The organism is Exiguobacterium sp. Leaf196 (assembly GCF_001423965.1).
In the GTDB taxonomy this organism is placed as follows: Bacteria; Bacillota; Bacilli; order Exiguobacteriales; family Exiguobacteriaceae; genus Exiguobacterium_A.
In genome coordinates, this window is sequence record NZ_LMPV01000010.1 from 101362 (window position 1) to 113059 (window position 11698).

Sequence of the window (11698 nt, forward strand, 5' to 3'; positions counted from 1 at the left end):
GGGACTTGAGATGAACACACTTCATGTCAATATCGTCACCCCGGATGGCGAAGTGTATGATGGCGATATCCGTATGGTCGTTGCGAAGACGATTTCTGGTGAGATCGGGGTTCTCCCGCACCACGTCCCACTCGTGACACCACTCGATATCAGCATCTTGAAGTTGCGCCACGAAGATGGCGGACGCACGTTGATCGCTATCAGCGGTGGCTTTATGGAAGTGCGCCAGGATACTGTAACGGTTCTTGCGGAAACTGCGGAGCAAGCAGACAAGGTCGATTACGACCGGGCTGCAGCTGCGAAGGTTCGCGCAGAACGTCGTCTCCAGGACACGAAACTATCAGAACTCGAATTCAAACGCGCAGAGCTTTCATTGAAACGGGCAATCAACCGTCTCAGCTTGAAAGACTACGGTCGCGATTGATTCGACCAAAGACCCGAATTCCTTTGCGGAATCGGGTCTTTTTTTGTACGATACGTCAATGATTTTTCTAAAGGCAAACGTTTTCGCAAGAGGGGGGACGATACAGGTTTAAAACACCGTAAAAATGTAAAAGTACATTATATGCCTCGTCTTCACAATTTCTTCAACATTTTTTCTTTGGAAGACTAAATTTATCTTCAATAAATATATTTTATACGCTAAAATTAATTCAGCGTGTTCTTTTTTGTTTGCGCAATCATTCATTTTATGAAATCATAGTAAAGTTGGAGAAACTATGAAGAAGAGGTGCAACGAAAGTGACATCTATTGGTGTGAGTGCGTTAGTTAGTATGCTGGTCTACATCGTAGCGATTCTACTCGCTTGGTGGTCCTTATTACCAGTCAAATGGGAGAAAATCCTGCAACATCCTAAAGGACCGCATGCGGTAGCCTTGCGAACGATTCTAGCCATTGCACTCGGATCGATCGTCGCTCGCTTTTTATTGGATTATGCCGGTTTTGCACAGCGTCTTCAGTTTTTAATTGGGTGAACTTGTAACTGCATTGTAAACCCTGAAATGGTAATTTGTTTTAACATGGAACAGGACACTGCTCTTTCAATGAAGGAACACAGTCATTTAGCAATCATCTAACATTACAATCGAAACGTCGTATTGGCTTTGGAGTAAGAGATCAACTATAGGGAAGTTTCTTTTCTAACATTCGTTGAATTCCAACTATGATCCTCACCAATCACGAATTGAACATACTAGAACAGAAACGAAGCAGAGGAGTAGGGAGAATGGAAAAAATCGTTGTCCGTGGCGGACGTAAATTAGCTGGAACAGTCAAAGTAGAAGGTGCAAAGAACGCGGTCTTAAAAACACTCGTCGCGACATTGCTTGCATCAGAGGGCCAATCGGTTCTTCAAAACGTACCACGTCTAGCAGACGTCTATACAATCAATAACGTCTTACGCAACTTGAATGCGGAAGTCGAGTTCGACGCTGAAGCAAATACGGTGACGGTCAATGCCGAACCGAATCTCAAAGATGAAGCGCCACTCGAATACGTCCGTAAGATGCGGGCTTCGATCCTCGTCATGGGTCCATTACTTGCACGTCTCGGTCGCGCACGTGTCGCGATGCCAGGTGGCTGTGCGATTGGTTCACGTCCAATCGATCTTCACTTAAAAGGCTTCGAAGCGATGGGCGCGAAGACGATCATCGGAAACGGATTCGTCGAAGCACATGTTGACGGTCGTCTCAAAGGTGCGAAAATCTACCTCGACTTCCCATCAGTCGGTGCGACAGAAAACATCATGATGGCTGCGACACTCGCAGAAGGAACGACAGTTATTGAGAACGTCGCAAAAGAACCAGAAATCGTTGATCTTGCGAACTTCTTGAACGCAATGGGCGCAAAAGTCCGCGGTGCAGGTACAGAAACGATCCGCATCGAAGGCGTCGAGAAATTACACGGTGCAACACACTACGTCATCCCAGACCGGATTGAAGCAGGTACGTTCATGATCGCAGCAGCAATCACAGAAGGTGACGTCGAAGTCATCGGTGCAGAGCGTGAACACCTTCGTCCACTCATCTCGAAGATGGAAGAAATGGGCGTTAAGATCACGGATACAGAAGAAGGTCTCCGTGTCGTTGGTCCAGAAAAACTCGAAGCAGTCGACGTCAAGACGATGCCACATCCAGGGTTCCCGACAGATGTTCAAGCACAAATGATGGCACTTGTTCTCAAAGCAGGCGGCACATCGGTCATCACGGAAACAGTTTTCGAGAACCGCTTCATGCACGTCGAAGAATTCCGTCGTATGAACGCAGATATCAAAATCGAAGGTCGTTCATCGATCATCAATGGTGGCGTTCAATTACAAGGTGCAGAAGTGCTCTCAACAGACCTTCGCTCAGGTGCGGCACTCGTCACAGCAGGATTGATTGCTGAAGGCGAAACGCGCGTTGGCGCACTTCACCACATCGACCGTGGATACGTCGACTTCCACTTGAAGTTACAAGCACTTGGTGCAGACGTAGAACGTGTGACAGAAGAAGCGGCAGTCGTTGAAGAAACAGCTGCAACAAAACTTTAAGCACTCATTCAAGAGCATTCTCTCGTTTCTGGGAGGATGCTCTTTTTGTCGTCTTTTCAAAAAGATGACAATGAAATCAGAAAAGCCGAAAAAGAAAGTCGTTTCACGATGAGGCATATGCTAGAATTGAAAGGTATGTATACATAAATGGGTTAGACGTCCAAACGACGTTCTATATTTTGGAAGAATAGCCAGTGGATAAAGGAGAGCACACGAGATGTTTTCAAGAGATATCGGAATCGACTTAGGGACGGCGAATGTCGTCATTCATGTAAAAGGTAGAGGCATTGTCCTCGATGAGCCATCGGTCGTCGCGATCGATAAGGCGACAGGCAAGATTCACGCGGTAGGGACAGAAGCACACTTGATGGTGGGCCGGACACCGGGAAACATCGTGGCCATTCGACCGCTTCAAGACGGCGTCATTGCTGATTTCGAAATGACAGAAGCGATGCTACGCCATTTCATCGATAAGATTGAGGTCCGTAAGATGTTCGGTGGAGTCCGCATGTTGATTTGTACACCAGCAAGCATCACAACGGTCGAAGCAAAAGCGATTCGCCAAGCTGGTGAAAAATCAGGTGCGAAGACGGTCTTCCTCGAAGTCGAGCCGAAGGTCGCAGCAGTCGGTGCCGGTATGGACATTTGGATGCCAGCAGGGCACATGGTCATTGATATCGGTGGCGGAACGACGGATGTTGCTGTACTTTCAATGGGTGATATCGTTTGCGGTGAAACGATCAAAGTCGCAGGTGACCGGTTTGATCACGATATCATCCGCTCGATCAAGGATACGCATAAGTTGATCATCGGGGAACGGACAGCGCAAGCCGTCAAGACGACGGTCGCGACGGTCTCAGAAGACGGACGTCGGGAACAGATGGATATTCGTGGACGTAATCTCGTGACGGGCTTACCGCACAACATCACGGTGACATCAGAAGAGATGCATGAGGCACTCGCAGAAGCAGCAATGGAGATCGTCGAAGCAACGAAGCGTGTGCTCGAGAAGACACCACCAGAGCTTGCAGCGGACATCATCGACCGTGGCATCATCCTGACGGGTGGGGGCGCACTTCTTGACGGAATCGACCAGTTACTTGCAAAAGAACTCGGCCTACCAGTTCTGATTGCAGAAGATCCGATGTTATGTGTCGCACGCGGTACAGGGATCATGCTCGACAATCTTGGGAAGTAAGAAAATCGTGATTGATTAAAAGATGGTTCTTCTCAGTGATGGGAAGGACCACTTTCATTTTTTGGACAATGTTGAAGAAAAGAAAGGCTTGCCCCATTTGATCCGCTTTTCTCAGGCAAGACACAAACCCGTGTTCACTGTTCGTATAACAGTGAACACGGGTCTTGTTTGTCTCTGACGGCGCAAAAATTTGCACTTTTCCTGTAGGAGTCGGATTAATGGTAGCAAGCCTCTTGTCATGTCTTCTTTTGAGCCTGTCCTTACTGCGTACTACGCATGAAAGCCTGGTAGGCTTCAAAATCATGATAGACAATGGCACTTGGTGGCAACGAACTTGCCATCGTCTGATTAACGAGCTGATTTAGTTGCGTCCGTGTTTTGCCGTAGAACGTAATGTCCGGTGTTTCCGGAAGCTCCGTGAATTCGATAGCATACGATAAACGATATCCGTTACTCGCTGCATACAATGCATCCGTCATCGTGATGGCGCCAAGTCCGTTACCGCCACCGTAAACGGTCCGGTAACTCATCAACGTGACTTCGTCAGCGAGATCCATCGCCCATTCGCTGATGGAACGCCCACCTGCACCCTGTACGGTATGGAACCAGAACGGGAGGAACAGCTGAAGCGGTAATCCTTCAGCAGATGCTTTTTCGCGGAAGGCGAGTAAGATGCGTTCGTAGGAGGCGATGACTCCTGGCTGGTCCGTCTCCCATTCCGGTAAGGCGTACGGTTCGAGATCGACACTGATACCGTCCGGATGACTGATCGTCTCCTGCTGATAGGTCGAGATCCAGGCTAGCGGATCCTCGACGTTCGGTCGAGCTGTCGTTCCTTCGTTTGTAATCCAGCGCGGCTGTCCGAACAGAAAGTAGACTTCGATTCCGACAGCATGCGCTTTTTCAACGAACGTTCGGTAGAGAGTACGGTCACCCTCGACAGCGACATGCAGATAGACACGTTTCATCTGTCTGTTTGCCAGCTGATTGATCTTCGTTGAAATGGATTTGGCCTCTGGGATGGACCAGATGACCGTGTGACGAGTGACGGAAACGGCAGCTGAACTCTTGAGCGGTAGTCCGAATTGAAGCAACGATAGGCAGACTACGCTAATCAAAAAGCGTTTCATTTCAATTTCACTCCTTCGTGTGGATTACCTTACTATCGGTCGTTGCGCATTCACTTATATGCATCAAAGGTCCTGTTCTACACTTTGACAGTTCAAATCCTAGACATTTCACATTGTGAAGTGTATATTAAAAATTGTTACCTTGAAACGAATTGTCAAATAAAAGGAAGTGATGCCACAATGCCATTGTGGAAAAGAAATTTAGTAGTCGTCTGGTTCGGTAGTTTTTTGACTGCCGCCGCTCTTAGTCTCGTTTTACCGTTTTTGCCCTTATTCATTGAAGAGCTCGGTGTCGACGGCCGACAAGATATTACGACGTGGTCCGGGATCGCCTTTGGTGCTACCTTCCTCGTCGCTGCGATCGTCTCACCGATTTGGGGACGTCTTGCCGATCGAAAAGGACGTAAGCTCATGCTACTCCGAGCAAGTCTTGGTATGTCGATCGTCATGTTCTTGATCAGTTTCGTCCAAGATGTGTATCAACTTGTATTCTTACGTCTTGTCATGGGAGCCGTCTCCGGATTCATCTCAGCCGGAATTACAATGGTTGCTTCCCAAACCCCAAAAGAGAAAAGTGGCTGGGCGCTCGGCACCCTGTCGACCGGTGGGATTGCTGGTGGATTGCTAGGACCTCTTATTGGAGGATTCCTCGCCGACGTTGTTGGGCTTCGACCCGTTTTTCTCTTTACGAGCGTTCCGCTCTTCATGACCTTCCTCGTGACCTACTTCTTCGTCAAAGAAGAATTCGTCCCACTGGAAGTCAAAAAGATGGCGTCTGCGAAGGAAATCATCCAGTCACTTCGCCATCCGGAACTCATTTTAAGCCTCTTCTTGACGACGTTCCTGATTCAGTTCGCGGCACAATCGATTAGTCCGATTCTTTCGCTGTACGTCCGGGAACTCAGTCCGGGTACGGAACGACTTGCCTTGTTATCTGGGATTGTTGCCTCGGCACCAGGGATTGCGGCACTGATCGCTGCACAACGACTGGGTCGTCTATCCGATAAGATTGGCGCTGAGCGTGTCTTATTCTTTGCGTTACTCATCTTTGCAGCTTTCTTGATTCCGCAAGCATTCGTCACGGATACAAGTCAATTGATCGTCTTACGGATGGGGATCGGTTTTGCGACAGCAGCACTGCTGCCATCTGTCCAAACCTTGTTACGGAAGAATACGCCAGCGAATGCATCGGGACGGATCTTTGGATATAACCAGTCCGCGCAGTTCATGGGGAACTTCCTCGGACCACTCGCAGGTGGACAGATTGCCGGTCACTTTGGTTTTGAAGCGCTGTTCCTCTTTACTGGCTTGATCGTCATCACGAATGCGGTGCTAGAGCGAACACAAACGGCTGTTTTAAAGAAAAATCCGAATAACTAATGAGAAGCTTCCATTTCCTAGACTGTGTTTGGGGAACGGAAGCTTTTTTCATAGGATTGACCTTAAGTATCTTTAAATTATTATCTAAAGTATAACAAAATTTGTTAATTTTCAATATGTAAACTATTAAAAAGTGGATTATGGAATTGAGGTAGGTCTTTCGATGCATCTCTGCTGAATATTACCGTTTTGTTCAAAAAAGCTCATAATTCCTCTTCGGTCGACCGATATACTGAAAGGAAAGAATTGAACATGAAGTCAATGAGGAGATGGAACGCATGCTACGAGGAATGTACACGGCGTCGAATGCGATGCAGGCATTACAACGTCAACAGGAAATGCTCAGTAACAACTTGGCGAATGCGCGGACGCCGGGCTTCCGCGCTGATCAAGCATCACTCCGGACGTTTCCAGAGATGCTGATCCAGCAAACAGCAAACAATGAACGGACGGGTGTGAGAGGAGTCGCGACGGTCGGGAAACTCGCGACCGGTGTCTTCATGCAGGCAGCGACCCCGAACTTCACGCAAGGTTCGATCACGGAGACAGGCAATGCGACCGATCTACAAATCAGTTCACTTGAAGGAGCACCGCTCTTCACGATTCGTCACCGGGATCCGTTGACAGAAGAGGAAGAGACGCTTTACACGACGAACGGACAGTTTGCCGTCGGACAAGACGGGTTACTCCGGACGACAGAAAATGATCTCGTTCTTGATACGAACGGACAACCACTCGACGTCGTCAATGAGGACTTCAAAGTCGACGCGGACGGAGCCGTCACGGATGGAAATGGTCAAGCGATCGGCAATCTCGGTCTCGTCGTAACGGATCAACCGGAGACGCTCGAGCGGACAGGAAATGGTTTGTTCCGTTCAGCCAATCCATTGAATGCCGGAAACGTCCGAGTCGATCAAGGTGTACTCGAACTCGGAAATGTCGAGATTGAACAGACGATGGCGGAGATGAATGCTGGTCTGCGTCAGTTCGAAGCCAATCAAAAAGTCATTCAAGCGTACGACCGGACAGCGGAAAAAGCTGTTTCCGAAATCGGACGCGTTCGCTAATAGGAGGATATGATGCAATCAATCTATACATCCGCAAGTACGATGGGACAACTGCAAAAACAGCTTGATACGACCGGGCAAAACCTTGCCAATGTGGATACGAACGGCTATAAACGGCGGGATGCTCAGTTCAATGAACTGCTCGTCCGTAACATCAATAACCAAGCGACAGGCTTCACGCCAGGTCCCTTGACGACGCCAGAGGGGCTTCGACTCGGCGTTGGTGGTTATGTCGCGAACGAAGCGACACGTTTTGGCGTCGGAACGTTCCGGACGACGGATCGAAAACTCGATGCGGCACTCGGAAACCCGCACCATTTCTTCGGTGTCATCGATACGGATGGCGTGACGAAGTTTACGCGGGACGGAAACTTCCAGTTGTCGCCGCAAGCGAACGGACAGGTTCTGTTGACGGACGATGCCGGGCGCTCCGTCATCAACCAGGCGAATGATCCAATCGTCTTACCGGCGAACGCGACCGAGATTGAACTGAACAAGGACGGCAACATCACCGGCATCTTAAACGGGGATCGTCGTGTCCTCGCTCGAGTGGGTGTCGCGGACATCCCGAACTACGGAGAGCTGACGGAAGTTGGGGGAGGCTTGTTCACGGCAACCGGACAATACCAGAATGCGACAGGGAATCCGTTGACGGTCGGTCGGCTTGAGACATCGAACGTCGATATGGCGCTTGAGATGACGAACTTGACGCAACTCCAGCGGGCGTATCAGTTTAACTCGAAAGCGTTGATGACGAGTGATCAGATGATGGGGATCGTCACGTCACTGAAATAAAACATCACAAAAGGGTGATGCTTCTCGCAAGAGAGGTATCACCCTTTTCATTATTTTTCCTGTAACGCAAGATAGATCGCGGCCATGTCCGCGTCGCCGTAAGCGGGTTTCGCATCAGTGTAGCTAGCGTCCGTTGTTTGCGCAAGTGGTAGCTTAAGCTGTTGTCGTCTCGCTTCTGCCGTGATGAGTCCAAGATCCTTTGCCATCAGACGGAGCGGGAAAGCAGACGGGAAGTCGTTCTTCCGGTACATGTCACGTTTACCACTGAAGAGCGGAGTGTTCATCCCGGAAGCACTGATCATCTGGAGCAGCTTCTCTTTCTCGAGCCCGGCACCTTCCCCAAGCAGTAATGTTTCCGCGACTCCTTGACCGACGACAGCGAGCAATAAATTGATGGCGAGCTTCGCCGCACTGCCTGAGCCATGTGGTCCAAAATGAATCGTTTCCTTACCAAGTAGGTCAAGATACGGCTGACAAGTCGCGACGACGTTCGCGTCACCGCCGGCAAGCAGGACGAGCTGACCGTTTTCTGCGACCGGAACGGAGCCCGAGACAGGCGATTCTAGATACGTTCCGTCATTCTTTTCGACGAGACGAGCCATCTCCTTCGTTTCTTCCGGTGAGATTGTACTTAAGTTAACGATTGTCTTACCTGTGAGGTTCTCTTGGATACTTTCGAGAACGGACGCGACGGCAGGTCCGTCCGCTAACATGACGAAGAGAATGTCGCTCTGACGTACCACGTCCTGTACTTCTCTGACAGCTGTTGCTCCTAATTCTGTCAACGGAGCAGTCTTTTCATACGTCCGATTATAGACGAGCAAATCATGACCGCCATCAATTAAACGTTTTGCCATCGGTACACCCATATGTCCTAAACCAATCCATCCGAGTTGCATGTCGATTCCTCCTTATCATGAAGCGCTTTTGACTATACCCCGCGCGTCGCTGAATCTAACGACAAAAAAGACCGTCCACATGATGTGAACGGTCGCGTGATTAATCTTCATACGTGAGGATGGTCGAGATGACGGCGATTGGGAAACGAATCGTAAAGGTCGATCCGACACCGACGACGGATTCGACGTCAATCGTTCCGTTGTGGTGCTTGACGATCTCCTTACAGATCGATAGACCAAGACCGGTTCCGCCAATTTTGCGTGTCTCGGAGTTATCGACACGGTAGAACTTATCGAACAATTTGGGAAGGGCGTCTTGCGGAATCCCGATGCCTTCATCTTGGATACGGATTTGAGCGAAACCAAGTTCATTTGTAATCCGTATCAAGACGGTACCACCGCTCGGCGAGTATTTGACAGCGTTGCTGAGCAGGTTGTTCAGCAACTGTTTCATCTTTTCCACATCCCCGTCGATCATGATCGGTCCACGAGCCTCAAAATCAATCGTATGCGTCTCATGCGAGACATCATAGAACTCGATCAAGTCCTGAGCGAGTTCGACGACATCAAACGTCGTCATCTCATAACGGTGTTCACTCGACTCCATGCGCTGGACGTCGAGGAAGTCGTTGACGAGTGTCGTCAGGCGACCAGTCTCGGAGTGGATCGTCTGGAGGTACTTCCGTTGCCGTTCCTCCTCGAACCGTTTGTTGAGCATCAGTTCCGTGAAGCCATAGATCGAAGAGAGCGGTGTCCGTAACTCATGCGAGACGGTCGAGACGAACTCCTCCTTCATCCGCTCGGCTTCCGTTTCTTTCGTCACGTCGCGGAGAACGAGCATCGTACCGACCCACAGGCCATCGACCTCGATTTTCTCAGCGTAGATCTGGATGTAAGTACTATGCTTGCGGATCGAGACGATCAAGCTGTCTTTTGGTAAATCGAGTTCGACGATCTGTTCAATGTAGCGTTCGAAAGCTGCCGGTTCGTCAATGATGTCAGCGAGTGCCTGCATCGCTTGCTCGAAGGCAGAGCGTTCTTCGTCTTCGAACGTTGTTGGAACTTCCGGAAACAACGTCATGAGGGGTTCGTTGACGAGCAACTCATCCGTCTCATGTTCGATGTAGACGACAGCTTCCCGAATCGAGTTCAACAGTTGCGTCGTCTTGTTCTTCTCGCGGATCATTTCCTCATAGATCCCCATCCGTAGGAGGGAGAGCGACAATTGATGCGAGAACGACAAGATGTCGCTCATCTGCTCCGTCGTGAAGGCATCACGATAACGAACGAGATAGATGCAGGCGATCATATGCTCTTTTGACGGATCAAGGACCGGAACCGCGACTTCATACATATAGTACGGGTACGGAAGCGGGCTTTCGTGCGCGACCTGTTTCGATGAGTGCACAGGACGCTTCAGAAGACGTGCCCGGTGCAGGAGTGACTGATCATCAGAGACGAGACGACCGACCATCTCTTCTGTCATCCCGTAATCGATTGTCGAGCGGACTTCCTGTTGATCGAGGAACAAGAGGGCACCGATTTCAGAATGCGTGATGGAGACGAGTTTCTCGATGATTTCCGGATAAGCCGTCAACGTCTCACGAGAAGCAAGCGTCTCAGTCAGTTCGTTACGATACTTGAGGTGTTGTTCACTCCGAAGTGTGATATCAAGTGCTTCCTCGAGTTCTTCCTGCTGCGCTTGCAATTCTTCTTGCTGCGCGACGAGTTCTTCCTGTTGCGCTTGGAGTTCTTCGTTCTTCGCGAGCATATGGACCTTATTATCCGCAATCGACGCTGCCATCTGATTGAACGATGCCGTTAGCATATGCAACTCGTCCTTACGTTTCGGTAACGGAATCGCTTGGATATCTTCTCCTGTCGCAAGTAGCGCACTATCGCGAGACAACGTATTGACCTGCTTCGTGACGCGACTGATGAACGGACGCACGAGAGATAAGAGGACGAGAATCAAAACGACGAGATTCGACAGCCAGATGAACTGCGCGACACGCATCTCGCTTAAGAGATCGTTTTTCGCGTCCACTTCCTTCTTTTCGATCAATGTCAGATAATCTGAAAGCAACGTATCAATCCGTGTCATGTCGACGTCTGCTTCTGATAAGCTGACCGATCCACGTAACGTCCCATTTTGGGTGAACAAGTCTTTCCCGTTGGAAAGAGCAGCGAGCGTATTTGGATCAACGAAGTCTTCGTTGATTTTACCGTTTTTCTTTCCTTCAACATATTCGTTGAGAAGTGGAAGCGATGTGCCGAAATAATCGTCATACAGTTGACGTGTTGCTGTGGCGTATTCCTTCCCTTGCTCGTACACCGCATACTTTTCGAACCATGTCGTCAGGCGATTGATCTCCTGTTGATTGGTCTTGACGGCATCGAACGTTTGCTGTGAGCCAGTCAATAAGTAGGATTTGACGTTACTTTGTGTGACGGTCCACTCATTCGCGAGTGCATTGGCATTCGTTCGTCGTTCGCGTAAGTCATCGAACGTTGTATTCGCTTGATCGATCTTCTGTTCTGTATAGAAATAAACGATTGCAGACGTGATGCTAAGCGCGACGAACACCATATAGAAGGCGAACATCAATTGGCGTCCGATAGTATGATTGATCCATTTCACTAGAGTATCCTCCGTATTCTATTTTTACATGTATAAAAAATATAACTTAAATGCCGA

At 49.3% G+C, this 11698-nt stretch carries 10 protein-coding genes; 7 read left to right on the forward strand and 3 right to left on the reverse strand.

Translation table 11 applies throughout. The features are described 5' to 3' along the window. Nucleotides 1–10 precede the first annotated feature (10 nt). The 4 genes from ASG02_RS13405 to mreB all read left to right on the forward strand — a co-directional run bounded on the left by ASG02_RS13405 (nt 11) and on the right by mreB (nt 3729). Nucleotides 11–424: a F0F1 ATP synthase subunit epsilon gene (locus tag ASG02_RS13405; protein ID WP_053454400.1), complete on the forward strand. Its 414-nt coding sequence runs from the start codon at nt 11–13 to the stop codon at nt 422–424. 317 nt (nt 425–741) lie between these two features. After that, complete coding sequence (locus tag ASG02_RS13410) at nt 742–975, forward strand: DUF1146 family protein (protein WP_029342736.1); 234 nt, start codon at nt 742–744, stop codon at nt 973–975. Nucleotides 976–1226: 251 nt separating this feature from the next. Beyond that, on the forward strand, nt 1227–2531 hold the full coding sequence (murA, locus tag ASG02_RS13415) for a UDP-N-acetylglucosamine 1-carboxyvinyltransferase (protein ID WP_035410617.1): 1305 nt from the start codon (nt 1227–1229) through the stop codon (nt 2529–2531). 217 nt (nt 2532–2748) lie between these two features. Then, nucleotides 2749–3729, forward strand: coding sequence for a rod shape-determining protein MreB (gene mreB, locus ASG02_RS13420; protein ID WP_035410615.1), 981 nt, complete (start codon nt 2749–2751; stop codon nt 3727–3729). A 260-nt stretch (nt 3730–3989) separates the two neighbouring features. Here mreB and ASG02_RS13425 read toward each other — a convergent pair whose 3' ends face one another. Further along, nucleotides 3990–4859, reverse strand: coding sequence for a hypothetical protein (locus ASG02_RS13425; protein WP_056064220.1), 870 nt, complete (start codon nt 4857–4859; stop codon nt 3990–3992). Between the two features lie 180 nt (nt 4860–5039). On the opposite strand from ASG02_RS13425, the gene ASG02_RS13430 reads away from it, so the two are divergent. From ASG02_RS13430 to ASG02_RS13440, 3 genes are all read left to right on the forward strand, one after another. Then, complete coding sequence (locus ASG02_RS13430; protein ID WP_056064221.1) at nt 5040–6239, forward strand: multidrug efflux MFS transporter; 1200 nt, start codon at nt 5040–5042, stop codon at nt 6237–6239. A gap of 278 nt (nt 6240–6517) precedes the next feature. Further along, a complete protein-coding gene (locus ASG02_RS13435; RefSeq protein WP_056064225.1) occupies nt 6518–7306 on the forward strand; it encodes a flagellar hook-basal body protein in 789 nt (262 codons plus the stop codon). A 12-nt stretch (nt 7307–7318) separates the two neighbouring features. Beyond that, entirely contained in the window at nt 7319–8101 is a 783-nt protein-coding gene (locus ASG02_RS13440) for a flagellar hook-basal body protein (protein WP_035410604.1), read from the forward strand. A 50-nt stretch (nt 8102–8151) separates the two neighbouring features. On the opposite strand, the gene ASG02_RS13445 is transcribed toward ASG02_RS13440, so the two are convergent. Both ASG02_RS13445 and ASG02_RS13450 read right to left on the reverse strand, forming a co-directional pair. Further along, the gene (locus ASG02_RS13445) at nt 8152–9000 is read right to left on the reverse strand and encodes an NAD(P)-dependent oxidoreductase (protein WP_056064228.1); all 849 of its coding nucleotides are present in this window, start codon (nt 8998–9000) and stop codon (nt 8152–8154) included. Nucleotides 9001–9100: 100 nt separating this feature from the next. Continuing rightward, nucleotides 9101–11641 carry a HAMP domain-containing sensor histidine kinase gene (locus tag ASG02_RS13450; RefSeq protein ID WP_056064231.1) on the reverse strand — a complete coding sequence of 847 codons (2541 nt, stop codon included), beginning with the start codon at nt 11639–11641 and terminating at the stop codon, nt 9101–9103. Nucleotides 11642–11698 lie beyond the last annotated feature (57 nt).

Bases quoted from the DNA above. Each gene is read 5' to 3' on its own strand.
- ASG02_RS13405 (WP_053454400.1), top strand. From the start codon at position 11: ATGAACACACTTCATGTCAATATCGTCACCCCGGATGGCGAAGTGTAT.
- murA (WP_035410617.1), top strand. From the start codon at position 1,227: ATGGAAAAAATCGTTGTCCGTGGCGGACGTAAATTAGCTGGAACAGTC.
- mreB (WP_035410615.1), top strand. From the start codon at position 2,749: ATGTTTTCAAGAGATATCGGAATCGACTTAGGGACGGCGAATGTCGTC.
- ASG02_RS13425 (WP_056064220.1), bottom strand. From the start codon at position 4,859: ATGAAACGCTTTTTGATTAGCGTAGTCTGCCTATCGTTGCTTCAATTC.
- ASG02_RS13430 (WP_056064221.1), top strand. From the start codon at position 5,040: ATGCCATTGTGGAAAAGAAATTTAGTAGTCGTCTGGTTCGGTAGTTTT.
- ASG02_RS13435 (WP_056064225.1), top strand. From the start codon at position 6,518: ATGCTACGAGGAATGTACACGGCGTCGAATGCGATGCAGGCATTACAA.
- ASG02_RS13440 (WP_035410604.1), top strand. From the start codon at position 7,319: ATGCAATCAATCTATACATCCGCAAGTACGATGGGACAACTGCAAAAA.
- ASG02_RS13445 (WP_056064228.1), bottom strand. From the start codon at position 9,000: ATGCAACTCGGATGGATTGGTTTAGGACATATGGGTGTACCGATGGCA.